This is a genomic window from 'Prunus avium' virescence phytoplasma, assembly GCF_050916135.1.
Classification (GTDB): domain Bacteria; phylum Bacillota_I; class Bacilli_A; order Acholeplasmatales; family Acholeplasmataceae; genus Phytoplasma; species Phytoplasma ziziphi.
Map to the genome: position 1 here is coordinate 679,695 of NZ_CP069156.1, position 24,239 is coordinate 703,933.

At 27.0% G+C, this 24,239-nt stretch carries 28 protein-coding genes and 2 pseudogenes; all 30 read left to right on the top strand.

The window, feature by feature from the left end:
* Nucleotides 1–2: 2 nt before the first annotated feature.
* The 30 genes and pseudogenes from JNO41_RS03305 to JNO41_RS03450 all read left to right on the top strand — a co-directional run bounded on the left by JNO41_RS03305 (nt 3) and on the right by JNO41_RS03450 (nt 24,225).
* Nucleotides 3–626, top strand: a complete 624-nt coding sequence (locus JNO41_RS03305) for a hypothetical protein (protein ID WP_121463815.1) — start codon at nt 3–5, stop codon at nt 624–626.
* Nucleotide 627: 1 nt separating this feature from the next.
* Nucleotides 628–1,620 (top strand): annotated as a pseudogene (locus JNO41_RS03310) (DnaB-like helicase C-terminal domain-containing protein); the annotation flags it as partial.
* 42 nt (nt 1,621–1,662) lie between these two features.
* Entirely contained in the window at nt 1,663–2,265 is a 603-nt protein-coding gene (locus JNO41_RS03315) for a sigma-70 family RNA polymerase sigma factor (protein ID WP_121463816.1), read from the top strand.
* 232 nt (nt 2,266–2,497) lie between these two features.
* The gene (locus tag JNO41_RS03320; protein ID WP_121463817.1) at nt 2,498–2,830 is read left to right on the top strand and encodes a single-stranded DNA-binding protein; all 333 of its coding nucleotides are present in this window, start codon (nt 2,498–2,500) and stop codon (nt 2,828–2,830) included.
* A 273-nt stretch (nt 2,831–3,103) separates the two neighbouring features.
* A complete protein-coding gene (locus JNO41_RS03325) occupies nt 3,104–3,373 on the top strand; it encodes a DUF2963 domain-containing protein (protein WP_121463818.1) in 270 nt (89 codons plus the stop codon).
* Nucleotides 3,357–3,605, top strand: a complete 249-nt coding sequence (locus tag JNO41_RS03330; RefSeq protein ID WP_201736622.1) for a hypothetical protein — start codon at nt 3,357–3,359, stop codon at nt 3,603–3,605. Before JNO41_RS03325 ends, JNO41_RS03330 begins: the two co-directional genes overlap by 17 nt.
* A gap of 198 nt (nt 3,606–3,803) precedes the next feature.
* Nucleotides 3,804–4,094 carry an HU family DNA-binding protein gene (locus JNO41_RS03335; protein ID WP_121463819.1) on the top strand — a complete coding sequence of 97 codons (291 nt, stop codon included), beginning with the start codon at nt 3,804–3,806 and terminating at the stop codon, nt 4,092–4,094.
* Between the two features lie 32 nt (nt 4,095–4,126).
* Nucleotides 4,127–4,405 (top strand): hypothetical protein, encoded by a 279-nt coding sequence (locus tag JNO41_RS03340; protein ID WP_121463820.1) that lies wholly within the window; start codon nt 4,127–4,129, stop codon nt 4,403–4,405.
* 1 nt (nt 4,406) lies between these two features.
* Nucleotides 4,407–5,024, top strand: a complete 618-nt coding sequence (locus JNO41_RS03345) for a hypothetical protein (RefSeq protein WP_432729472.1) — start codon at nt 4,407–4,409, stop codon at nt 5,022–5,024.
* Between the two features lie 60 nt (nt 5,025–5,084).
* On the top strand, nt 5,085–6,287 hold the full coding sequence (locus tag JNO41_RS03350) for an AAA family ATPase (protein WP_432729474.1): 1,203 nt from the start codon (nt 5,085–5,087) through the stop codon (nt 6,285–6,287).
* Nucleotides 6,287–7,909, top strand: a complete 1,623-nt coding sequence (locus JNO41_RS03355) for a DNA double-strand break repair protein Rad50 (protein WP_432729476.1) — start codon at nt 6,287–6,289, stop codon at nt 7,907–7,909. The genes JNO41_RS03350 and JNO41_RS03355 overlap by 1 nt, the downstream gene beginning before the upstream one ends.
* Nucleotides 7,910–8,031: 122 nt before the next feature.
* Entirely contained in the window at nt 8,032–8,865 is an 834-nt protein-coding gene (locus JNO41_RS03360) for a hypothetical protein (protein ID WP_121463824.1), read from the top strand.
* A 23-nt stretch (nt 8,866–8,888) separates the two neighbouring features.
* Nucleotides 8,889–9,227 carry an SVM family protein gene (locus JNO41_RS03365; RefSeq protein WP_121463825.1) on the top strand — a complete coding sequence of 113 codons (339 nt, stop codon included), beginning with the start codon at nt 8,889–8,891 and terminating at the stop codon, nt 9,225–9,227.
* Between the two features lie 722 nt (nt 9,228–9,949).
* On the top strand, nt 9,950–10,780 hold the full coding sequence (locus tag JNO41_RS03370) for a hypothetical protein (RefSeq protein WP_320410446.1): 831 nt from the start codon (nt 9,950–9,952) through the stop codon (nt 10,778–10,780).
* 538 nt (nt 10,781–11,318) lie between these two features.
* Nucleotides 11,319–11,960 carry a YqaJ viral recombinase family protein gene (locus tag JNO41_RS03375; RefSeq protein WP_121463828.1) on the top strand — a complete coding sequence of 214 codons (642 nt, stop codon included), beginning with the start codon at nt 11,319–11,321 and terminating at the stop codon, nt 11,958–11,960.
* A gap of 77 nt (nt 11,961–12,037) precedes the next feature.
* Nucleotides 12,038–12,676 (top strand): dTMP kinase, encoded by a 639-nt coding sequence (gene tmk / locus JNO41_RS03380; RefSeq protein ID WP_121463829.1) that lies wholly within the window; start codon nt 12,038–12,040, stop codon nt 12,674–12,676.
* Nucleotides 12,660–12,809 (top strand): hypothetical protein, encoded by a 150-nt coding sequence (locus JNO41_RS03385; RefSeq protein WP_201736602.1) that lies wholly within the window; start codon nt 12,660–12,662, stop codon nt 12,807–12,809. The genes tmk and JNO41_RS03385 overlap by 17 nt, the downstream gene beginning before the upstream one ends.
* Before the next feature lie 37 nt (nt 12,810–12,846).
* Complete coding sequence (locus tag JNO41_RS03390; protein ID WP_121463830.1) at nt 12,847–13,470, top strand: hypothetical protein; 624 nt, start codon at nt 12,847–12,849, stop codon at nt 13,468–13,470.
* Between the two features lies 1 nt (nt 13,471).
* A complete protein-coding gene (locus JNO41_RS03395) occupies nt 13,472–14,965 on the top strand; it encodes a replicative DNA helicase (RefSeq protein ID WP_121463831.1) in 1,494 nt (497 codons plus the stop codon).
* 11 nt (nt 14,966–14,976) lie between these two features.
* On the top strand, nt 14,977–16,302 hold the full coding sequence (locus JNO41_RS03400; protein WP_121463832.1) for a toprim domain-containing protein: 1,326 nt from the start codon (nt 14,977–14,979) through the stop codon (nt 16,300–16,302).
* Between the two features lie 154 nt (nt 16,303–16,456).
* A complete protein-coding gene (locus tag JNO41_RS03405; RefSeq protein WP_121463833.1) occupies nt 16,457–17,083 on the top strand; it encodes a phase variable surface lipoprotein in 627 nt (208 codons plus the stop codon).
* 416 nt (nt 17,084–17,499) lie between these two features.
* On the top strand, nt 17,500–18,438 hold the full coding sequence (locus JNO41_RS03410; RefSeq protein WP_121463834.1) for an IS3 family transposase: 939 nt from the start codon (nt 17,500–17,502) through the stop codon (nt 18,436–18,438).
* Nucleotides 18,439–18,882: 444 nt separating this feature from the next.
* On the top strand, nt 18,883–19,458 hold the full coding sequence (locus tag JNO41_RS03415; RefSeq protein WP_121463835.1) for a hypothetical protein: 576 nt from the start codon (nt 18,883–18,885) through the stop codon (nt 19,456–19,458).
* Nucleotides 19,459–19,626: 168 nt separating this feature from the next.
* A pseudogene (locus JNO41_RS03420) lies at nt 19,627–20,213 on the top strand (DNA adenine methylase).
* Between the two features lie 287 nt (nt 20,214–20,500).
* Nucleotides 20,501–20,701, top strand: a complete 201-nt coding sequence (locus JNO41_RS03425) for a hypothetical protein (protein ID WP_121463839.1) — start codon at nt 20,501–20,503, stop codon at nt 20,699–20,701.
* A 337-nt stretch (nt 20,702–21,038) separates the two neighbouring features.
* Nucleotides 21,039–21,182, top strand: coding sequence for a hypothetical protein (locus JNO41_RS03430; RefSeq protein WP_236628334.1), 144 nt, complete (start codon nt 21,039–21,041; stop codon nt 21,180–21,182).
* Between the two features lie 6 nt (nt 21,183–21,188).
* Nucleotides 21,189–21,626: a lambda-exonuclease family protein gene (locus JNO41_RS03435; protein ID WP_236628335.1), complete on the top strand. Its 438-nt coding sequence runs from the start codon at nt 21,189–21,191 to the stop codon at nt 21,624–21,626.
* A complete protein-coding gene (locus tag JNO41_RS03440; RefSeq protein ID WP_121463840.1) occupies nt 21,623–22,825 on the top strand; it encodes a replicative DNA helicase in 1,203 nt (400 codons plus the stop codon). Before JNO41_RS03435 ends, JNO41_RS03440 begins: the two co-directional genes overlap by 4 nt.
* A gap of 163 nt (nt 22,826–22,988) precedes the next feature.
* Entirely contained in the window at nt 22,989–23,627 is a 639-nt protein-coding gene (locus JNO41_RS03445) for a hypothetical protein (protein ID WP_161554970.1), read from the top strand.
* Nucleotides 23,628–23,784: 157 nt separating this feature from the next.
* Entirely contained in the window at nt 23,785–24,225 is a 441-nt protein-coding gene (locus JNO41_RS03450) for a hypothetical protein (protein WP_238055036.1), read from the top strand.
* The last annotated feature ends 14 nt before the right edge of the window (nt 24,226–24,239 follow it).

Genomic DNA, 24,239 nt, shown 5'->3' on the forward strand with positions numbered 1-24,239 from the left:
AAATGTTAAATAACCAAGATTTTTTTAATATTCAACAATTTAATACTAATATCCAAACTGTGGAAATCTTAAAATGTTTTTTTAAAAAAACTACCTTTAATCTTTCTGTTGACAAGTATATGAAAACCAATTACCAACAATTAAACCATTATTTTAACCAAAATAACATCAACTCTCAAAGTCAAAAAGTCATTTGTGGTAAAATCAATGAATATTTAATTTTATTATACTTAAACAATAAAGGAATCACTAATTTATACCCTCAAGTAAATTTATTTTTTATCCCTGACATTAAATTTGATTTAGTTTTATTTACTAAAAAGAAAAGAATCATCGCTTTTAATTTTAAAACATGTCTTCGTGAACGCTATAAACAAGCCATGATAGAGGCCCAACAACTCAAAAAATTAGATACTCGTTTTGAGTTTTATTTATTAATCAACAACGAACCAGAAACTCAAAGACTAAACAATAAAATCAACCAAGGAAAAATCCAAGGCATTAATCAAGTAATTAACTTATTTTCCAATTCAGCCAACAATTTCTTACAAAACTTAATTACCCGTCAATTCATCCCTTTTTCTAACATCAACATCATTAAAAAAATAAAAAAGGAGTTAATATAAAATGTTAACCAACGAACAAAAAGCGTTAAAACAAATCATTTCCTATATGAACCAAAATAAAGCTGAACAATTAAGTTTTTATTTTCAGCTCATTGATCCACAATCTTTTTTAGATAAACAACATACAAAAATCTTTCAGGCCTTAAAATATTTAACTTTAGGAAAAATAACTAATCATCCCTTTGATAAAATAAAGTCTCAAAATGAGATAATCGAAGAATTACTCACCTATCTTCAAACCTATTTCCCCCAAGATAACTTTACTAAAGAATCATTATCTTTTTTAAGTGATGATTTTAGTAAGGAAAATAACCTTAATTTCTTAGATAACTTAAAACATACCTATACCCAAGAAAAACTGTTCCGACAACTCTTAAAAATTATTAGTCCTTCTTTTGAAAATAAAGATCCTTATCATAAGGATCTATACTATCAAGAAATCTTTGAAAAATTAAGAAAATTTATGTCCTTTATACCTCATTCCTCCGATAAGACTTTGTTAACTTTAAATCAAATGGTCTCTTATCATCCTGAATTTTTTGAAACTGATAATCAATCAAAACAAAAAATTCAAGAAGAATATTACCGTTTATCAGAAACTTTCCGAGGTTTAAATCAAGCCACAAAAGGATTTAAAAAAGGCCAAATTATCACCATTGGGGGCTATACAGGTTTAGGAAAAACCACTTTTGTTTACAACCTTCTTTTAGATATCACTAAAACCAAACACCAAGAAACTCATCATCATCCTCATCTCTTAGTTTTTTCTTATGAAATGACCTTAGAAGAAAATTTAAGTCGATTATTAGCCCACCAAACTCAAATTCCTCTAGATGTTATTTTAGATAAAAATTTGAAAGATTTAAACATCACACTACTCAAATACACGGAAAGGATTGAACTGTTCCAAAACTTTAGACACTTTTTATTTTTTAAAAATTCTTTAAGGCTAACTATTAAGTTAGTCTTTTTTTCTTTTCAAAGACTAAAAAATAATTTCCTATCTTTTCTAAAAATATTTTTAGAAAGGAATTAAATGTTAAGAGAAAAATTATTTAAAGATTTTTTAAAAAGTAAAAAGAATTTAGAAATGCGTAATCAATTAATCGATTTACATTTGCCCTTAGTAAAAAAACTAGTTTCTAAATTTAAATATTACCCATGCGTACTTCAAAAAGATGATTTATACCAAGAAGGGGTTTTAGGATTAATCAAGGCTTTAGATAATTATGTAGATTTAGGTTATGACTTTATCGCTTATGCGACACCAACTATCAAATCAGAAATCAGAGAATTAATAAGAAAAAGTCATTCACCTTCCGTTCCTCAAAAGATTCATAAAACCAATAACCCTTCTTTTCAAGAAGAAAAACATATATGGCATTATCAAATCCTTAACCCTCATCAATTATGGTTAAAACAAATTCATCATGAAATTTTTTTAAAGAAGCTAAAAACCAAATTAAGTAAAAAGGATTTTAACGTCATTAGATTAAATTTTGGAATTCCTTTAGGAAATATCAACGAAGATTATCAACCTAGTTATTCTAATCACGAAATATCCCAAATACTAAATTTAACCTTAAGACAAGTAGAAAATATTAAAAACATTGCTATCAAAAAATTAAAAAAACGTTAACCTTTCTCGTCCGTAATGACTTTAAACTAGTTATTCAAAACAATAAAAAAATAAAAACCAGATTACTTTCAAAGTAATCTTTTTTTGTATCAAAGCCCAACATAAAATTTTTGAAACAACAGTAATAAACGATTCCAACATCAACAAATCAGATAGTCTTAAATACATTTGTTTTCAAAAATTTTATCTATAAATAAATAAAAAATATATCAAAAAGAAGGAAAAATAAAATATGTTAAATAAAGTTCAATTAATTGGTCGTATCACTCATGATCTTGACAAACAATATCTTAAGGTTAACAATGAACAAGTCCCTAAAATAGATTTTCAATTAGCGGTTAACCAAAACAAAGACAAAGTACAATATATTCCTTGTGTGGTTTTTAGAACCCAAGCTGACAACATGAAAAAATACTTACATAAAGGATCTAAAATTTATCTAGAAGGGACATTATCTGTCCAAAAATACACCAACAACGAAGGTCAAAAGAAAACAAATACAAAAGTAATCGTACATAATGTCATCTTTTTAGACAATAAACCTCAAGAAACTTTACCTTTTTAAAACAATAAATTCATAAAACTCAATAATAATCAAATAAACTTAATAAAGACCTGAGCGTTAACTCAGGTCTTTTATTTTAAATCATTTAATTATTTTTAGTCAAAAAAATCTAAAAAATAATTAATGCAATTTAAAATTAAAATTAAAAAATTTATGATTTTTGATATATTAATAATTTATACATTTAACAAAAACCATCCAGTTCAAAAGTAATAGGTGATAAAAGAAAAAAATTTTTTTTATTATTTAAAAAAAAGGAGTTAATAAGGTCAAATGACTAAAAAAATAACATATCTAGCCGACGGCAAATATATTCATCATTATATTCACGAATTTAATGACAAAGGTCAAAAAATTAAAGAAATAACATATCAACCCGACGGCGAAACTATTCATTATATTTCCGAATTTAATGACAAAGGTCAAATGATTAAAGAAATATTTTATTGTATCGACGGCGAAACTATTGATTGTATTGAAGAATTTAATGACAAAGGTCGAATAATTAAAAAAATAATATATCGATATGAAAACAAAAATTAATTATTTTGATAATATCATTTGTTTATTGATGGGGATGATAATCGCCATTTTCGTATATATTCAATTTATAGAAAAAACACCTGCTAATTCTAATATAGAAAATATACCTTCAAATTCTAATTTCCAAGAACCGATTACTATTTTCAAAGATAAAATTATTGAAAAAGAGATTATTAAAGAAATTGAAAAACCTGTTATTCAAGACCAAGACATTAAAAGGTTCAAATTTTAGAAAAACTATAAAAAAATAAAAACAACAACTACCCATAATCTCACCAATAAAAACATCAATCAAGAAATCATTATTAAAAATTATGAGTAGAATTAAAATTTTTACCATCGTTTCACATCATTAAATTTTAAGCGAAACTCTATTTTAATTTAAATAACAATAATTTTCAAAAAAAATCAAAAAAGGAGAAACCCAAAAATGACTAAAAAAGAATTAATTAAAAAAATCGCTTTATCCAACAAAACTTCTGCAACTAAAACAGAAGAATTTTATAACTCATTTGAGAACGCTCTAATTGAAGCTATCACATCCAACGAAGAAGTAATTTTATCCCCTCAAATTGGTAAATTCAAATTAAAAGCAAGAAAAGCATATGTAGGTAAAAACCCCAAAACAGGAAAAAAACTAGAAATACCTGCGAAAACCGTTGTCTCTTTCAAATTATCTAAAACCATTAAAGATAAAGTAAAAGATTTAACATTAGAATAAACCCATATCAACCAACAAAGGAGAAATTAAATATGAATAAAATCATTAAGAAAAAAACAAAACCCAATAATCACGAAACAAACCAAAACCAAGAAATAAAAACAATGACTAACCCCAAACAAGAAAATATAACTATTATCCCAATAAAAAAACGCAATTTATTAAAAAAAATAGCTTACATAACGATCATTTTACATTTTATTTTACAAGTCATTATTATTTACTACGATAATAAAATTCCCTGGTTAACAACAGGAATTAATAATTCTCTTGAATTGATTAAATCTCTCATCCTAGGAGGAACTAAATAATATGAATAAAAACATAAAAAACAAAAATAAAATATTAACTATTATCACAATTATTATCGCTATCTTTTTCACTACCGCATCCATTTTCGCTTTAACTAATTACTTTTCTAAACAAAGAAAAGAAAAAATTCAATTAATGAACAATCTTCCTTTTTTCACTATTGAACGAACTAAAGGAAATAACGAGGATAAAATTCTTATACCTCTTCCTATACCAAACTTCAAACCAAGCAAATATCAACATTTAATCGAAATGGAACATAAAGCTGTACTTAACACAAATGGAATAGAAATTGACGGTCCTTTATATTTAAAAATAACTTCTTCATATGATACTAAAACAACTTTTGAAAATCCGACAAATTTTTTTAATTTATCAATGAAAGTTAATAATAATGAATATGATGAATCTCAACGTCCTTTAACGGCTTTAAAAGAAGGAAATGGAACTATAACAATCCAAATCGGTATCGAACAAAAAGAAATTATTAAAGAAACTATCGATGGAAAAAAACCTGAATTAGACTTAATTTTTGATTACGAATTAGTTGATTCTAAAGGCAATTCTTTCAGTGGCGGCAATCAAACTATTAAAACCTCAATTGTTCAAACAGCTTAATTGATTAATAAAGACCAAGTTTTTCTTGGTCTTTTTTTTATGAGAAAGGAAAATAACCGAATGAAAAAGCAAATCGAACAAAAACCACTTTCAAAACATTTAATGATAACCATCATTATCTTATTTTTTTGTTTTTCTCTAGGAACTTATGTTTGGATTCATCACCAAACTTTAATCGAAACAGAAAAACAAATAACAGAGCATCAACAAGTAATCAAAACACTTCAAAAGCAAAATGTAGATGTAACCAAAAAAATAGAACAACAAAATGTAGATATAACCAAAAAAATAGAACAACAAAATAAGCAAGAATCACAAACTTTATTAGAAAACCGATCCTCTGCAATATCAAACTTTGAAGAAGATAAAAATCAATTCCAACCTACTAATCCCCAAAAATTTCCAACTTTTGATAAATTAATTGGGTTTAAACAAGAATTAAAAGCAGTCAAAGGTTTTATTGATTATCTTAAAAATCAAGAAAACTATCAAGGTATTGGTGACGTGGAACCTCCATTAGGTATCTTGTTATACGGAGTTCCAGGAACAGGAAAAACAACTTTAGCAAGAGCCTTAGCCAAAGAAACCAAACTCCCATTCTTTGAAGTAAGTAGCTCTTTATTTTCACAAAAATATAAAGGCTTAGCTCCGCAAATGGTTAAAGATTTATTTGAAGCAGCTAGACGCGAAGTAGACAAAAACAATGGCGCCATTATCTTTTTAGATGAATGCGAAACTATTTTTACAGATTTAGGTACCTTAGAAGCAGGGTCTGAAATTGCCAATGTGGTTAACCAATTCAAAACTGAAATGACATCATTTGAAAACAACCCTGAAAAACCTATTTTCATTATCGGCGCGACCAACCACGAGGACCAAATTGATGAAGTTATTAAATCAAGATTTACTTATAACATCGAAGTAAAACCTGGTAACAAAGTTGAACGTCAACAATTTTTAGAATTCCTAATTAAAAAACGTAAAAACCCTTATAGCGACGAAGCTAAAAAATACTTATTTGAAGTGATTAATGAATCTTTAGAAAGATTACCACATCATCAACAATTTTTAAAAGCTAATCGTACTTTAGAAAATATTTTAAAAACAGCGGTAACCGTCTTCGCTCAAAATAGAGGAACTGGTGAAAATAAAAGAAATGAAATCAATCAAGAAGATTTAAAACAAGCTTATCAAATGATCGTTTCCCAAAACATCGAAACATTAGATCAAATCGAAAATCAAAAGAAAGGAGAAACTAAATAATGTTAACACCACTAAATTTAATTAAAGGTTTTATTAACTTTAGAGCCTATTATACTTGGGCCATTACGGCCATCTCTATTTTTAGTATTTTCTTTTTCTTCAAAAGAAAATACGACAACACACATAACAACTACAGCACTACTTGGAAAGGCTATTTAGTTTATTTTTTAATTATTTTATTTCTTTTTAGTTTTATTTATTTATCTTTTTTCAAAACACTACCATCATCTAAATATGTCGGCCAATTAATTGGGGAAATTGATAAAGCAATTGACAAATACGATGAAACCATTAATAACTACAAAGGCCTTAAATCCGAATGGGAAGGTGAATTAAAAAAATGTGAAGATGAATTAAAAGAATTATATAAAGCCAAAGAAATAACCCAAGAACAAAAAGAAAAAATAAAAGAAATCTTAGGTAAAAACGAAGGAAAAATTAAAGAACTAAAAGAACAATTAAAAGATAATACAGGTAATATCGCTATCCTAAAAGGTAAACTTTTACAATTAGAACAAGACAAAGAAGCCAAAGAAAAAGAAATTAAACAAAAACAAGAAGAAGAAAAATTAGCATCCCCCGATGACAAAATAAGATTACAAGCCAAAATCTCTAAATTACAAGACGAACGAAATGAAATAATGGAACAAATAGCACAAGTTTCAACCCAAATCGGCAAATTAGAAGCCGCCCAAAAAAAGTATGAAAATATGCTATCTAACGCTATCAAACTAAAAGAGTCAATACAACGCGATTTTAATGAATTAACATCAGGCGAACAACAACTTTTCACTAAAATCAAAAACGAGGAGGATCGTAGAGCTGAAATTCAAAAAAACATTGATGAAATCGATGTCAAAACAGCAACTATCGAAATAGAAAGAAAACAATTAGAAATTTTACGACAAGGCGCAGACGCATCCAAAATCGCTCTTGATGACTGGGATAAAAAACACGAATTTAGTTTTGGTAACCTTCGAGACGCCCTTTTCCAAGGTGCCGAATTATATATGGATGCTTTTGGTGGGCGCGGTTTCTTAAAAGCAGTAGCAGGCGGAGTTACTAAAAAAGTCGCTGGAACTATTGCCAAAGCGGGTTTAGTGGTCCATGAAACTCATCGAGTAATTAATTTAGCCAAAGATATATTTGTGAATAAAGATGGAACACCTAAAATGATGTCAAAAGAAACTTATGACTCTATTTGTTCTCGTATTGACCGCGAAACAGACAAACTTGATGCCGATTACAAAGACTATAAAAAGAAAAAAGAAGAATATGAAACTCGTCAAGAAACTGTAAATTTAAAGAAAGAAATACAAACAGAGAAAAACCAATTAACTGAATTTAAACAACAAGACGAATCTGTAATCAAAGAATACGAAACCATAACCGAAGATTTAACAAACAAACTAAAAGAAGTTTCAGGAGAAAACGTACAAAAATTAAGACTAAAAGAAAATGATCTCCGCGAACTTTGCAAAACCAAAAACGAAGAAATTGTAAACACAAAAGAAGAACTAAAACAAAAAAATCCTAGTTACGCTCGCGCTCAAAAACGCTACGAAGAAAAACAAAAAGAAAAAAAATATGCTAAATTTTTTCAACCAATTACTAATAAATAATCATTAAATTTAACCTAATAACCTTTTTATTGGATATTTAAAAAATAAAGTTGTATAATAGTGATATATTCATATTTCAATATTTGATAATAATCACTATTATCGGAAAGGAAATGAAATTTATGAATAATAATTTTTTTAAAAAATGTTTAGTAACTATCGCGATTATTTCACTTCTTGGATTGTTATTATTAATTTGTTTTTACCAAGGAACTAATGATATTAAAAAAGAACGAGAATTAGGTAAATCACCATCATTAAAACATGAATTTAATCAATCAACACCTTCAAGATCCAAGCGCGAAACCGAACCTCCAAAACTTAAATTTCAAACAACTCAATCTCATTTCGATCAAGTTAAAGCTTATGTTCTTTCAGAAACTGATGACAAATCTTTATTACCAAATAATCTTTCCCAAGAAGAAAAAATAGAAATTGATAAAATTAGAAAATCTTGGGAACAAATTTTAGGATTTATAAAACAAGATCAAAAAAACATCGATGAATACCAACAAAAATGTGATAATTATAATCACGAAATTAAAGAAATTAAAGATAAATTTCCTTCATTAAAAACTCAACAAACTAATTTACAAAAAAAACACGATGACAAAGTACAAGAAATCAATCAAGTAAAATCACAATTACAAAATAAAAAATCACAACTACAAACTCAAGGAATATCAATTTATAATAATCCTGAAATTGATAAATTACAAGCTGAAATATCTAAATTACAAGACGAACGAAATGAAATAATGGAACAAATAGCACAAGTTTCAACCCAAATCGGCAAATTAGAAGCCGCCCAAAAAAAGTATGAAAATATGCTATCTAACGCTATAAAACTAAGAGATTCATTACAACGAGATTATGATAAATCTCAAAAAGATGATCAAAAACAAACCATCTCCTCCCTTAAATCCCTCTACAACATCACCTCAGACGAGGGATAAAAAAATTAAAGGAGATTTAATTAATGGTTAAATTACAAAATCAATTTAAAATAATAAGTATTTGTTTATTTACTTTTTTAGGATTATTCTTAATTACTAATAATGTTCATCAAATAATGGCTGCACCTAAAAAAAATCATGGAAAAGATATAATTTCATCAAAAGAAGAATCTAAAAAAGATGTAAAAAATTTTTATGAATTACATAATACTCTTGAAAATTATTCAGAAGAAGACAGAAATAAAATTATTCAAATGTTATCAAACCCAGAAATAACAAAAATATTAGAAAAAAAAGCTAAAGAAACCAAAACTCAAGAAAAAGGTTCTTCTTCAAAAAAACCCAATAAGAAACAAAAATAATTTATATAAAATTTTATTATTTATAAAGACCCTTCAGGTCTTTTTTTATTTAACAAATATATATAACTGGTAAGGTAACCAAATAAAACTAGATAATATGTTTCATTAAAATTTTAAATATAACTGTCTCTTAGAAACTATTTCAAAAACCACATTTTTAGGAGGTAATCAATATATGCCAAAATTAACTAAAATACCCTTTATTTAAAAATTCCATAATTATTTTAATTATCATTCTTTTTCATTTATCTTCTCATTCCGTCTCCGCTCATTCTTATTTTCATCGTCAAACTAAATCAAATATAAAACTAGCTGATTGTGAAACTCTTCAACAAGAATGGTTAACATTTCAACCAAAAACAAAAAGATATGATATTAACATTTTTAAAAGTACTGATTCTATAGAAAATAAAAAAAATATTAATTCCTATTTAGCATATTTTAACTGTAATATTGAAATTTTACTTTCTACTCCATCATTTAATAGTTATCAAAATAAGATTTTAATAAACGATTTTAAAAATCCTCCTCAAGGACTTTTAGGCGTCTATTTCAAACCAAGAATAAACCCTTTTAAAAAAGGATATCCTGATGAAAGTTACAAATACACCTTAGAAGACCTCTTAGAATACGAAATTGCTATCGAAGAAGCTTTTGTTTTTTGGGATGTCAATCAAAAACCGCAAGAAGAAAATGTAAATAAAGAATTAATAATAATTAACATGTTTGCAGACCAAAATCAAGAAGAAGCGATTAATCAATATTTAATTGAAAATAACATTATTAAAAAACCAAAAATCATTAAATTAGGTTGTTATAATGCTACTACTAATACTGGTTTGGTTTTGCCATTACCCACCGAAACTTTGAATAGTTTAAAAATTGAAGCTATTTATTTTGATGATGGGATTAGAATTATTGATTCAAATAAACATAATTTAAATGATTTATTAAAACTTTCAAATGGAGCCAAAAACATTTATCTTTTTGCCTTTAATATTCAAAAAAGAAAAGTAGTAATTGAATTACATGACTCTTTAGATCCTTATCAAGCCATTCGTAATTGGAAACGCGAAAATAATCTTTATACTTCCCTTACTTTAATTAAAGAAGGAGAATACGATAAGGAAATAAAAGAAGTTGAAATTGGTTTTGAAGTATCCGCTCCTATAGGTAGTAAAAAATTTAATATTCCTTTTAAAGTTAAAATCGTTTCCCATCTTTTTGAAACTGATAATAATATTTATTTACTTCTTTGTAACGATAGCTCTTTCAAAATTAAATTAGCTAAACAATATCAAACTAATTATATAAATTGGCTAAATCAATGTTACATCAAATACGGTTTTTATTATTCGGGCGATGAAGTCCGTGCTAAATTCGGCCGTAGTAGTAGAATTATTTATGATGAAAACGGCAATCAACATTATTATAAATATATAACTGGTTTTATTTTTGATGATTGGTATATCGATGGTAACGAATGCTCTAAAAGATATTATCAATTTTTAGATACCACATCGCCCCCTACAAAACCACAAGAATTAGATTAAATTTTTAATCACAAACCAAGACCCTCATCAGGGTCTTTTTTTGTTTAACAACGTAAAACCTTGGAAAGGAAAAAAAACTATGTTAATAAAAAAACTCTTTCAATCTTTACCCAGTAATCTCATCTTTTTAATCATTACCTTATTTTCACTTATTCCATTGATAACCATTTATTATGTCATTAAATTCTATCTTTGCACTGTCAAACTAAGTATTCGCCAACTAAAACAAGGAATAGTGGTGCAATTTTATCAATATTTAACCACGAAGAATTCAAATTATCATGTTGAATCTATTTAATACTTGGTTAACTAAGTTAAATAATATTCTTCATAAAATAAGTAGTTATTTTCTTATTTATCAAAATCAATGGTTAAACTTGGGTTTATTAATAATTATTTTATTATTTATCCCTCATTTATTATATTTAATTGATTTTATCATTAAAACTATTTATTACCTTTTCCGTTTATTTTATTATTTAGGTAAATATTTGATATTATTAATTAAAAAAATATTCAAGAAAGAAGAAAAATAAAAATGCAAATTAGTAATTTAAACCAAAGGACGAGAGCGTGGTACCAACACCGCAAAAAATACATCAACGCCTCCGAAATCGCCTCCATTACGGGATTAGATCCCTTTCGTTCCATGGAACAATTAGTCCATGATAAACTCTTTGGCACGACTTTTACTTCCAATCAATATACTCTTCATGGACAAAAAATGGAGCCAATCGCACGTCAATTTTTTATTAACAAGACTAATCTAATTTTTGAAGATACTATTTTTACTGACGATCAGGTTAATCTTTTTTCTGCTTCTTTGGATGGTTACAACGAACAAAACAAAATCGTTTTAGAAATAAAATGTCCTTTTGTGAACGAAAACCAAGCAATATCATCCACTTGGACTCAGTTTTTAACTCATCCTCAACTCGAACATATCCCTCAATACTACTGGGCCCAAGTACAATGCCAACTTTATTGTTCCCAAGCAACATTTGCCTACTTTTTAGTTTATTTTAATGATAATGATTATCATGTAGTCAGAATTTACTTAGACAATAATTTTATTACCAAAATGATTCAAGATAGTCAAAAATACTTAACTCTTTTAACCAAAGCCAAAAACGAATTAGAAAAAACCACTTATTTAAAACAATTAAGCAAAATCAAATAATTAATTCATACTTTTAGACCTTCAAATTGAAGGTCTTTTTTTTATACCCAAATTGAAAATTAAAGGAGAAATCAATCATGAAATTAATCGTTTTCGAAGGACTTGACGGGAGTGGAAAAACTTCTCTTATTCACGCCCTTCAACCCCAATTAAAAACCCCTCATCAACTGTATCAAGGTTTAGGGAGTAGTTCACTTGGGAAGGAAATTAGAGATTTATTTTTAAATTTTCAACAAGTAGATTATATCACTCGTTTTTATTTAAGTCTGGCTAATATGTCTCAAATCCAAGCGGAATTAATTGTTCCTCAATTAAAAAATAACCAATTAATTATCTTAGACCGTTGGTTACCATCTACTTATGCTTATCAATTATTTCCCTTTTCTAAGGAAAAGAAACAACTTTTACCTTTAAAAAAGATCTTTAAGATAAATCATGAAACTATCTTAAAAAAACCTGATTTATTAATTTATTTAGACATTGACCCTCTTATCGGAAGAACCAGAAAGAAAAATCAAAAAAACCATCAAAGAGATCTCATTGAAAGACAATCATTAACTTATTTTCAAAATGTTCGCCAAGGATATGATCATTATATCACTCATTATACTAGTGGAGTTAATAAATTAATTTTAAACGGAAGTGATTCTATCAAATCTAATGTCAAACAAATTATTAAACAAATAGGAGTACTATCAAATGGCGATCATAACTAAAAAGACCTGCCAAAATGGCAATACTTACATCTATTTTTCTAATGGAAAAATCAAAACCATTCATAAAGATGGCATCATTACCTGGAAAACAAAAAGAATTTTTAAAACTAAAAAAACCAACAAAAGACCTTAATTTAAAGGTTTTTTTTATTTAAAGAAAGGAATATCAAATGTTAAATAACCAAGATTTTTTTAATATTCAACAATTTAATACTAATATCCAAACTGTGGAAATCTTAAAATGTTTTTTTAAAAAAACTACCTTTAATCTTTCTGTTGACAAGTATATGAAAACCAATTACCAACAATTAAACCATTATTTTAACCAAAATAACATCAACTCTCAAAGTCAAAAAGTCATTTGTGGTAAAATCAATGAATATTTAATTTTATTATACTTAAACAATAAAGGAATCACTAATTTATACCCTCAAGTAAATTTATTTTTTATCCCTGACATTAAATTTGATTTAGTTTTATTTACTAAAAAGAAAAGAATCATCGCTTTTAATTTTAAAACATGTCTTCGTGAACGCTATAAACAAGCCATGATAGAGGCCCAACAACTCAAAAAATTAGATACTCGTTTTGAGTTTTATTTATTAATCAACAACGAACCAGAAACTCAAAGACTAAACAATAAAATCAACCAAGGAAAAATCCAAGGCATTAATCAAGTAATTAACTTATTTTCCAATTCAGCCAACAATTTCTTACAAAACTTAATTACCCGTCAATTCATCCCTTTTTCTAACATCAACATCATTAAAAAAATAAAAAAGGATTTAATATAAAATGTTAACCAACGAACAAAAAGCGTTAAAACAAATCATTTCCTATATGAACCAAAATAAAGCTGAACAATTAAGTTTTTATTTTCAGCTCATTGATCCACAATCTTTTTTAGATAAACAACATACAAAAATCTTTCAGGCCTTAAAATATTTAACTTTAGGAAAAATAACTAATCATCCCTTTGATAAAATAAAGTCTCAAAATGAGATAATCGAAGAATTACTCACCTATCTTCAAACCTATTTCCCCCAAGATAACTTTACTAAAGAATCATTATCTTTTTTAAGTGATGATTTTAGTAAGGAAAATAACCTTAATTTCTTAGATAACTTAAAACATACCTATACCCAAGAAAAACTGTTCCGACAACTCTTAAAATTTATTAGTCCTTCTTTTGAAAATCAAGATCCTTACACTAAAAACTTATATTACCAAGAAATCTTTGATAAATTAAGAAAATTTATGACTTTGATTCCTCACAAATCAGACCAAACCTTATTAACTTTAAATCAAATGTCCTCTTGTCATCCTGAGTTTTTTAAAACCGATCAACAATCCAAACAAAAAATCCAAGAAGAATATTACCGCTTATCAAAAACTTTCCGAGGCTTAAATCAAGCCACAAAAGGATTTAAAAAAAGTCAAATCATCACCATTGGGGGCTATACTGGATTAGGTAAAACCACTTTTGTCTACAATCTTCTTTTAGATATCGCCAAAACCAAACATCAAGAAACTAAACATTATCCCCATATGTTAGTTTTTTCTTATGAAATGACCTTAGAAGAAAATTTAAGTCGATTATTAGCCCACCAAACTCAAATTCCTCTAGATGTTATTTTAGATAAAAATTTGAAAGATTTAAACATCACACTACTCAAATACACGGAAAGGATGAAACAAGCCAAACAATTTTTTGTTAACATTAATTTATCGTTTAGTTATGACAAAAGTAAAAACATTGATTATATCATTGATTTAGTTTATCGCCTTCATTTAGAAAAAAAAGTTGAAATGATTGTCATCGATCATCTTCAAATTACAAAAGCCACAAATCATTTAGAAAATGACCGTCTAGCCATTGACGAAATTATGACTAAACTCAAACAATTAGCCATGGAATTAAACATCGTTATTATCATTCTCTCACAATTTTCGAGAGATACTTATAGCCATTACCAAGGAAAATCCCCTGAAATCACCGCTTTAAAAGGAAGTGGTGGTATCGAAACCAACTCCGACATCGTCTTAATGATGTCTGAATTCCAACCCAAACTATCCAAAGACCAAGAAAAACCTTTGAATATCTATAATCAAAATTGTAATCAATTATATTTAGCATCAAAAAACAATGAATCTCAAAAAATCATTGAATTATCTATTAAAAAGAATCGAAGTGGTACTAAAAAAAACTTAGTTTATCACTTTGAAATGACCACCCAAACCTTTCAAGAAATAGGTTATATCTTACCTTATCTATTAGAAAATTATTAAGGAATTTATCAATGAATTATCAAGAAAAAATAAAACACATCCAAATTCATTTCCCCATGTCAGTTTTATTAAAAAAATTAAATATCATACCACCAAACTTCAACCCCAAATATCGTTTCCCTTGTCCCATTCATCAAGGAAACAATCCTACTTGTTGTCATTTCACTTCTACTAACAAAATTCATTGTTGGAAATGTGGTCGAGATTACGATCTGATTGATGTTTATATGACTATCCGTCAAATTAAATCTTTTTCTAAAGCGATTCAAAGAATAGAAGGATTTATGAATTCTTTCGAATTTAAAACCTTAATCCAACAAGAAAAAGAAACAACGCAAACAACTACTAACCCTTTTCAACAACCATATCATCCAATTAAACCAAAACAACCAGTTGACGAACAGGAAATTAATATCAAAAAGAAACAATTATTTAAAAAAATCTCACCCTTATTCAACCAAATTAGAGATTATTATCATTATTTATTAACCATTAATCGCAACAACGAAAGCCAACCAGGAATAGAATATTTAACTCAAAAAAGAAAACTCACTGTAGAAACTATTAAAGAATTTAAACTAGGCTATGCCCCATTATCTGATAAACCTTTATCTTTTCGGTTAGTAAATTACTGTCAAAAGAAAAATATTAATATCGATAAATTATTAGAATATGGTTTTATCAAAGAAAAAACTAATCAACAAAGAAAAAAATATTATCATGATACTTTCCATGGTTCAATTATTATCCCCATTGAAAATGGTTATCATCAAACTTTTCATTTTTATCAAAACCATTTTCGCGAAGTTTCTTATTTCCAACCTAAATATAAATCCCTCAATAATTTTAGTCAAACACCTACTTTTCATTTCAGTTATCGTTTTTTTGAAGCATTACCTTTTATTAAACAAACGAAAACCATCATTATTCATGAAGGTTTTTTCGATGTCATTAGTTGTTGGCAAAACAATATTAAAAACGTTGTCGGTCTCATTTGTGTCACTCAACTACTTTCTAAATCACAAATAGAAATTCTAAAAAAAGAAAATATCAAAGTAATTATTGCCTTAGATAATGACGAAACAGGCCGAAAACGAAGCGAAGCCTTAGGAGAACAACTAACCTTACAAGAAATCCCTTATGAAATTAGAAGAATTCTACCCCCTTATGATCAAACTTGTAAAGATGTCGATGATTTAATCGGTCAATACGGAAAAGAAGCATATCAAAAATGTTTTTTAGCTCCATATATTACTTATGAAGAGGCCAAAAAGAAAATCATCGTCGATTTAGCGGTTCATTTCTTTGGCGAAGACAAAGTTGAAGTAATTAATTAAATTATTTTTTTACACCAAAATATATAACATCTACACATATAAATATATCAACATACCCCAAAATAAGCGCATATACCCTAAATTTTGCGATTTTATTTTTCGCAAATTCGGGGTTTTTTATTTTTATAACAAACCAAACAAAAGGAGAAAAGAAATGAAAAACGACACTAGTCAAGAAATTAGAATCGGGGGCTGGAACACAAAAACCACCCCTAATGATTTAACCCAAATTAAAAAATTTTTAAAAATATTAAAAGAAGATTTAATTAATCTCACTATTATTGCTCATTCCAAAAAGAAAAATACTTACCAAGAAGCTAATTACCGTCCCAAAAACCAAACTCTCTTCGTCGATCCTCAAATCTTAGAAGAAATGAAACAAACAAAAATCACCTTAATTAATGATAATTTTTCTTCTAGTAATAGCAAACTATTACTTTCTGATTTAACCCCGCTTAAAAGACAAAATAACTCCCTTAAATACCTATTTAATATCTTCCAAATCAATTATAAAAATGAATCTAAAAATATCATCAAAAAATTAATTGGCAAAATCAATCTTCATAAACTAGAAAACTTACAATTATACCAACTAGACCCTCAAAAACTGGATAAATATCATAAACCCATAAAAACAAACTATAAGAAAGGGTTAAACATCATCTATTATCGCCAAGAAGATTTAAAATACATTCAATCTTTTTTAACAAAAGATAAACAAGGTTATCGGGTTAAAAAGCTACATCCCAAATATAAATATATACCTAAACAACAAGAATGACACTTTTATGACACTTCATTGACGCTTTTATGACACTTTATTGACGCTTTTATGACACTTCACTGACACTTTTATGACAATTTGACTTTGAAAATAATCTATATAAAGATTAACTCATTGAAGGAGTGATATTTGATATTTTATATCGATAATGATAATGATACTCGATATTTGATATTATCGCATTATCATTTTTTATATCATTATTATTTATCGATATCATAAAAACCTCTTTTTAGTAATTTTATTTTTTTAATTTATTTCAATCATTAAATCAACTTTAATTTTTAAATTAATTGCCTTCCCAAGTATTGATTATTATCTATGAAACAAAAAGATGCACGCGCTGAAGCGCTTATTTAGAGTTATAATAGTTGATATATTTAAAATAATTTATAAAGATAATTGGTATTAAGATGCAAAAATTAAAACAAAAAATTAAATTATTACAAAAAATGATTGAAAAAATTAAAAAAATTGATAAAAAAATGGTTTTTCATTTAGTTAAGCAATTCAATCAAACCCTGAATTTAACCACCATTTTAAAAACAATTCAAATTAAAAGAAGTACTTATTATTATTGGTTGAAAATAAAAGCTAAACTAAAAGAAAAAGAAGAAAAATACCTGTTACAACAAAAACGGATTAAAGCTTTATGTTTCCATTATCAATATTTTTACGGTCATCGGAAAATCACTGATTTATACCAAAAAATCTTTAACGAATTCATCACCAAGAAAAAAGTTTATCTCATCATGAAAAAAAACGACATTAGTTGTCGTTTAAGAATCAAAAAAAATTTTACTTACCATAATTTAAAAAATAATCTCCAAATAATTCCTAATTTAATCAATCAAGATTTTATGGCCACCAAACCCCTCCAAAAACTCTTTACTGACATCACTTATTTCAAAACGAATCAAGGTTTTCTCTATTTTTCTTGTATTATCGACTCTTTTAACAACCAAATAATTGCTTCACATGTTTCAAACCAACAAAATAAAGATTTAGTTTTAAATACTATTAAAAAACTTCCAAAATTAAAAGAACCTTGTATCATTCACTCCGATCAAGGAAAAGTTTATCAATCGCTCAAAATTCAACAAACTTTAACAAAAAAAGGTTTTTTAATCAGCATGTCAAGAAAAGCTACCCCTCGTGATAACGCCATCATTGAAAACTTTTTCGGCCAAATGAAAACAATTTTACAACATCAAAATCCTTTTTTATTTCAAAAATCTCCTGATAAAATGAAAAAATTAATTAATCATTTTCCTAAATTTTGGAATAATAAGTGGATTTTAAGTAAATTAAACCATTCAACTCCATCTCAATATATTCAAAAACTAAGATAAATTTTTAGTTGAATGAACATAAAATAATATAACCTTGAAAAAGGTTACTTTAGTGCGCTTTTTTTACCTAAAAATAGTAAAATTTAAAAAAAATATCATTTTCTTTCATTTTGTTGACGAGTTTTTAACTTTTTTTACCTAACTATATAGTGAAGGGTTAAAATATTAAAAAAATATCTTTTGAAACTAAAGAATTATCAAAAAAAGTTTAGACACTTTTTAATTCAACAAAATATTTCCTTAGTTTGAAAAGATAGGAAATTATCTATTAATTTTTAGTCTTAAAGAGTCATTTTAAAAATTAAATTTGTTTAAAAAAAGGAAACAGCTCAGAGACAACCAGGACCACAACAAGGACAAAAACAACAAGATATTCAACCCAAAGAAACAATAAAAGAGGTTGAGGTAATTAAAACAATTGTAAACGATATTAAAATAAAAGAATTGACAGATGCAAATACAGCCTTACAACAACAATTAAGCACCAAACCCAAAGAAACAATAAAAGAGGTTGAGGTAATTAAAACAATTGTAGACGATACTAAAATAAAAGAATTGACAGATGCAAATACAACCTTACAACAACAATTAAGCACCAAACCCAAAGAAACAATAAAAGAGGTTGAGGTAATTAAAACAATTGTAGACGATACTAAAATAAAAGAATTGACAGATGCAAATACAGCCTTACAACAACAATTAAGCACCAAACCCAAAGAAACAATCAAAGAGGTTAAAGTTGTTGATAATACGAAAATAAACGAGTTAGAAACAAAAATAACTCAGCTACAAGACGAATTAACAACTGAGAAAAATAAAGGACCTGTTTATATTAATGTTCCAGGCCCTGAAACAATCAAAGAAACTGAGAAAATAATTTACGTAGATAAACCAGTTGTAACAATTAAAGAAATCGAAAAACCAGTTACTGTTTACGTAGATAAACCAGTTGAAAAAATCATTTATATAAATAAACCTGTTAATTTAAATGAAATAAAAAAACAATCTTTTAAACGCTAGTAGATTTACATGGATATATAAAACTGATATTATAAAATTTTTTGATAATTTATAGAAAAAATAATTAATTTAAGCATATAAACATTAAAGGAATAACAACAAATGATGATTAAAAAAAATATAGAACCGATTAATTTTTCTTTAAATCGGATAGGTGGCAAAACAAAAATGCTACCTTTGTTAAGGACTTTTATACCTACATATTTTAAAGCCTATTACGAGCCCTTTTTAGGAGGCGGTGCGTTGTATTTAGATTTAAGACCGACCACAAGGCCTATCTCAGCGACAATGAACCTCATTTAATGAATATATGGAACGAAATAATAGCTAATCCGAGCCTCTTTTATCAAAAGGCGCTCCAATATGAGGACTTTATTTTTGATAACGAGATCCCACAACAAATACCAACCAATAAAAAAATCAATTCTTATCATAGTGAAAATTTTAACAAATTATTACAAAAATATAATAACAAAAACGAGGGCGCTTTATTTTATACTTTATTCAAACATAGCTTTCGTGGTTTTTTTAACTTCAAAGTTAATGGTGATATAAAAATGAGTTTCGGATTTGAAAAAAAGAAAATTTTACGTGATTTTAATTCTTTTAATTTAGAAAAATTGAAACAAATAGAATTATTATTTAAACCCTAATCTTGTTTATTAAATAGTGATTTCGAAATTTTAATTAATCAAGCTCAAAAAGACGACTTTTTATTTTGCGACCCTCCTTACGCTCCTTATAATAATTTATAAAACACAGAATATAATGTTTATAAGAACGCGGAGTGGTATGACATGGATTTTGATTTAGGAAGTCAAAAGAGACTCGCCGAAGCCCTAAGGAGAGCGCACGCTCGAGGCGTTAAATGGTTAACTACTAACTATCCGACACAAGAAATATTACAGTTTTATCAAGGTTTTAATTTTAATTATATGTTAGCGACAACAAACGTCAAAAAAAAAAAAAAATATTGATAACTTCGAAGTCATTATTACTAATTATCGCGAATTTAAACAAAATATTTATTAAGGGAATGTATATGTTGAATAAAACAACATTAGTCAAAGCCGGTTTGTCGTTGAGTTATATATTTTTTATGATTAGTAATTACATCACTTTATTTTGTGATTTTCAATTTGGAGCTAAATTTAACTGTTGTGTCAGTTTGGTTTCGGATACGTTATTTTTAATGCATTTATGGTTATTTAAAGAGAAAAAAACACCATTTAAAGAAAAATAAAAGGATACATTATGAATTTAATAGCCTTTATCATTTTTATTTTAGGTTTATTCCTTTATTGTTGGATTTTTTATATTTGCTATTCTTACAAAATTCCTTTTAAATATATTCAGTATTTTTCGTAGTTAATTTCAACTGGAAGTTTCGCTATAATGACTTATAAAATATTTCTTTTAGAATAAAACATTATTAACAAATTATAAAAAATAAATAAAACATTATTAACAAATTATAAAAAATAATTTAAATTAATTTTACAAAGAGACTTTAAAATGACAAATATAAAAACAACAAAATATCAATGTAAGTATGGCAAATTAAAGAAAGATAATAAAATATGAAAATTGATTTAAAACAAAATACTTGGGAATGGTTTAAACACCGTAAAAATTATATTAACGCCTCCGAGGTGGGAACCATCATGGGTTTAAATCCTTATGAGACAGTTGGCGACTTAATAAAGAAAAAACTTTTTAAATAGCCTTTTATGAGTAATGAGGCCATGGAACACGGAAAACGTATCGAGCCCTTAGCCAATTTATGGTTTTGCGCGAAAACAAAAAGAGATTATCAGCCGGCCGTGTTTGTAAAGGGGATTTATTCGGCGTCGTTAGATGGTTATCATGAACCATCGCAGACAATGCTTGAAATCAAATGCCCTTTAAATAGAACTAACACGGCGTGGAAAGATTTTTTTACAAATAAAATTATTCCACCTTATTATTTAGCGCAAATGCAATGTGGTTTATTTTGTGCTGGTCTTAAAAAAGCTTATTTTTTGGTGTATTTTAATAACCAAGATTATTATGTGGAGAAAGTCCTTTTAGATATGGATTTTATTGAGGATATGCATAAACACGTCGCCGCATATAAACAATTATTAAAAGAGTTTACAACGGAATATGAGAGAGAATTGAAAAAATGAGTACCGTTATATCAGAACAAAAATTATTAAAGTTTTTATTATTAAATCCCGCTGAGATTCCTAATGTAGCGAATCAAATTTCTTTAACTGAGTTTAGTGATAAAAAAACGAGATATGTTTTTGAATTAATGAAAACGTTTTTGACTCAAACGAAATATACAACATTTAAAGATTTTCTTAAACCTTATTTAGAATCCCTTAAACGTCCTTTGACATTTCAAGATAACCTTATAAATTATTTAAAAGGATTAAAAGAGATTCCTGATGCCTCAATACAACCATTAAATATTTTAATACAAGATATTAAAGATGACGATATGATAAGTAGTTTTCGGACTCCCAAAGATGTTATGGATGATATTATTAAAGACACCATTGATAACCCTAGTAAAAACGGTTTATTAGGGCTTGATACTGGATTTAAAAAATTAAATCATGATACCTTAGGCTTTCGAAAAAAAGAATTAATTATTTTAGGAGCGCGTCCAGGAGTTGGAAAAACTACTTTAATGATGAATTTAGCTTTTAATATTGCTTCTAAAAAGAAAAAAGTAGCTATTATCAGTTTAGAAATGAGTACCGAACAATTATATTTAAGAGTGTTAAGCGCGATGACGGGGATAGCCAAACGCAAAATTGAATTGGGGGCTGTTAATGAGAAAGAAAACGCCATTATTAAAAATGCCAGTGAGAAAATGAAACAGCTAAATATCGCGTCCAAAGAGGAAGTTAAAAACAATTTAGAGGAATTACAAAATTATTGTTTAAAGAATAAAGTGGATATCGTTTTTATTGATTATTTACAAATCATCCCCGATATGATATGTCGTAAAATCTCTCGTAAATTAAAAAAACTAGCTCAATTTTTGAATATCCCGATTTTTTGTTTATCTCAATTAAATAGAGAATCCGACAAAGGGAAAAACAGGGTTCCTCGTTTAAGTGATTTAAAAGATTCAGGAACCATAGAACAAGACGCGGATATGGTTTTAATTTTAGTTCCGAAAAGTATAGACGAAATAGAAACTAATTGGGAAAAATACAAGGATAATATCACGAACGAACCCATTATTGATTTATATATGATTAAGAACCGAAACGGAGACAATAACAAAGTATATAATTTATTATTTTTGAAAAAACAACAAAAATTCGTAGAGATAACCGAACAAATCAAATTAGACCCGGATATTTTTTAAAATTCCTTTCGAGGATTATCAAAAAATAAAACAATATGCTTTTCAAGGTATTCAAGAGTTCGGTTTTTTTTAATGAATAAATTTAAAAGGCTATTGATTCAGTTAAATAATTAAAGAAAGTGAATTTATGAATAAAAGAAATAAAGAAAAAGGAAATTTAAATATGTCTTTTAAAACATTAATATCTAAATATAAATATTATATTATTGCCACTTTAATATCTTATATCCTCGGTGTTTATAGTCGTGAAATAAAGCTTTTTTGTAATCAAAATACTCATCAAACAACCAATATGGCAAGTGGTATTTATGGTGTCATCTTGGCTTTAATAGGAGTGTTTATAGTTCGTGAATCTCAAAAAAACAAACTAAAACAACCGTCCATTTTGGCTAATAAATTATGTTCTTTGATTGATGATGGAACAATTCCCATTGATGCTTTGGATATGGTAAAAAAAGCTATTGATTTTAAAACTTATGATAAAAACGACATTGATACCAAATTAGAAGATAAAATAGAGCATAAGATACAAGAACCACGAGAACCAAATATAATGAACGTTATCAAACAACACCAAGAGAAAATTAAAGCGTTGGAAGAATGCCGCACAGTACAAGAGGACATTAATAAAACGTTTCAAGAATATATCACACGACAACAAATAACTATCAAACCAAACGAGCGAAATAAACAGTGGGGCGAACAACTTGCTAAACAAGACGCAACGCCAGCCACAATTAACATAGACGCACAACCAACATACGCAGAAACATTAGATAATATAGACGATTTATTTGAGTAAGAGATGTTGTATGTTTATAGAAAATATATTAAGCCTAAATAAAAAATATTATAAGGTTTTTATAATTAATGTTCTTTTGATATTATTGTTTTTAATATGGTTGTTTTGGTTAATAATAACGACAACCGAGAGCACAAATAAGAAAATAAAAGCAATTATGCGGACTCGTATTAATATTATAGAAAAGCTTAATAAAAGAGAATTAGAATTAATAATTGAAAATATTTTATTCAATATAAACGAAAATAAGAATTTTAATAGTAATTTGAATATGAGACAAATGGAACAAGAATTAATCAATTTGAATAAAATAGAGAATAAAATAGAGAATAAAATAGAGAATAAAATAGAGAATAAAATAGAGAATAAAATAGAGAATAAAATAGAGAATAAAATAGAGAATAAAATAGAGAATAAAATAGAGAATAAAATAGAGAATAAACAGTACCAAACAATTGTATTTAACCCGGGACAAGCAAATATGCAAGCGAATCAAACAAATCGCAAAAGAATAATTGTATCTAAACGAAAACAAGAAAATACACAAGAGAACCAAATAGAGAACAAACAACCACAAAGAATTTTAAGACAAAAATAACCCAAAAAAAGGAG

What these genes read in the sequence shown, in the direction of transcription:
- JNO41_RS03305 (WP_121463815.1), top strand. Translation starts at nt 3, where the DNA reads ATGTTAAATAACCAAGATTTTTTTAATATTCAACAATTTAATACTAAT.
- JNO41_RS03315 (WP_121463816.1), top strand. Translation starts at nt 1,663, where the DNA reads ATGTTAAGAGAAAAATTATTTAAAGATTTTTTAAAAAGTAAAAAGAAT.
- JNO41_RS03320 (WP_121463817.1), top strand. Translation starts at nt 2,498, where the DNA reads ATGTTAAATAAAGTTCAATTAATTGGTCGTATCACTCATGATCTTGAC.
- JNO41_RS03325 (WP_121463818.1), top strand. Translation starts at nt 3,104, where the DNA reads ATGACTAAAAAAATAACATATCTAGCCGACGGCAAATATATTCATCAT.
- JNO41_RS03330 (WP_201736622.1), top strand. Translation starts at nt 3,357, where the DNA reads ATGAAAACAAAAATTAATTATTTTGATAATATCATTTGTTTATTGATG.
- JNO41_RS03335 (WP_121463819.1), top strand. Translation starts at nt 3,804, where the DNA reads ATGACTAAAAAAGAATTAATTAAAAAAATCGCTTTATCCAACAAAACT.
- JNO41_RS03340 (WP_121463820.1), top strand. Translation starts at nt 4,127, where the DNA reads ATGAATAAAATCATTAAGAAAAAAACAAAACCCAATAATCACGAAACA.
- JNO41_RS03345 (WP_432729472.1), top strand. Translation starts at nt 4,407, where the DNA reads ATGAATAAAAACATAAAAAACAAAAATAAAATATTAACTATTATCACA.
- JNO41_RS03350 (WP_432729474.1), top strand. Translation starts at nt 5,085, where the DNA reads ATGAAAAAGCAAATCGAACAAAAACCACTTTCAAAACATTTAATGATA.
- JNO41_RS03355 (WP_432729476.1), top strand. Translation starts at nt 6,287, where the DNA reads ATGTTAACACCACTAAATTTAATTAAAGGTTTTATTAACTTTAGAGCC.
- JNO41_RS03360 (WP_121463824.1), top strand. Translation starts at nt 8,032, where the DNA reads ATGAATAATAATTTTTTTAAAAAATGTTTAGTAACTATCGCGATTATT.
- JNO41_RS03365 (WP_121463825.1), top strand. Translation starts at nt 8,889, where the DNA reads ATGGTTAAATTACAAAATCAATTTAAAATAATAAGTATTTGTTTATTT.
- JNO41_RS03370 (WP_320410446.1), top strand. Translation starts at nt 9,950, where the DNA reads ATGTTTGCAGACCAAAATCAAGAAGAAGCGATTAATCAATATTTAATT.
- JNO41_RS03375 (WP_121463828.1), top strand. Translation starts at nt 11,319, where the DNA reads ATGCAAATTAGTAATTTAAACCAAAGGACGAGAGCGTGGTACCAACAC.
- tmk (WP_121463829.1), top strand. Translation starts at nt 12,038, where the DNA reads ATGAAATTAATCGTTTTCGAAGGACTTGACGGGAGTGGAAAAACTTCT.
- JNO41_RS03385 (WP_201736602.1), top strand. Translation starts at nt 12,660, where the DNA reads ATGGCGATCATAACTAAAAAGACCTGCCAAAATGGCAATACTTACATC.
- JNO41_RS03390 (WP_121463830.1), top strand. Translation starts at nt 12,847, where the DNA reads ATGTTAAATAACCAAGATTTTTTTAATATTCAACAATTTAATACTAAT.
- JNO41_RS03395 (WP_121463831.1), top strand. Translation starts at nt 13,472, where the DNA reads ATGTTAACCAACGAACAAAAAGCGTTAAAACAAATCATTTCCTATATG.
- JNO41_RS03400 (WP_121463832.1), top strand. Translation starts at nt 14,977, where the DNA reads ATGAATTATCAAGAAAAAATAAAACACATCCAAATTCATTTCCCCATG.
- JNO41_RS03405 (WP_121463833.1), top strand. Translation starts at nt 16,457, where the DNA reads ATGAAAAACGACACTAGTCAAGAAATTAGAATCGGGGGCTGGAACACA.
- JNO41_RS03410 (WP_121463834.1), top strand. Translation starts at nt 17,500, where the DNA reads ATGCAAAAATTAAAACAAAAAATTAAATTATTACAAAAAATGATTGAA.
- JNO41_RS03425 (WP_121463839.1), top strand. Translation starts at nt 20,501, where the DNA reads ATGTTGAATAAAACAACATTAGTCAAAGCCGGTTTGTCGTTGAGTTAT.
- JNO41_RS03430 (WP_236628334.1), top strand. Translation starts at nt 21,039, where the DNA reads ATGAAAATTGATTTAAAACAAAATACTTGGGAATGGTTTAAACACCGT.
- JNO41_RS03435 (WP_236628335.1), top strand. Translation starts at nt 21,189, where the DNA reads ATGAGTAATGAGGCCATGGAACACGGAAAACGTATCGAGCCCTTAGCC.
- JNO41_RS03440 (WP_121463840.1), top strand. Translation starts at nt 21,623, where the DNA reads ATGAGTACCGTTATATCAGAACAAAAATTATTAAAGTTTTTATTATTA.
- JNO41_RS03445 (WP_161554970.1), top strand. Translation starts at nt 22,989, where the DNA reads ATGTCTTTTAAAACATTAATATCTAAATATAAATATTATATTATTGCC.
- JNO41_RS03450 (WP_238055036.1), top strand. Translation starts at nt 23,785, where the DNA reads ATGCGGACTCGTATTAATATTATAGAAAAGCTTAATAAAAGAGAATTA.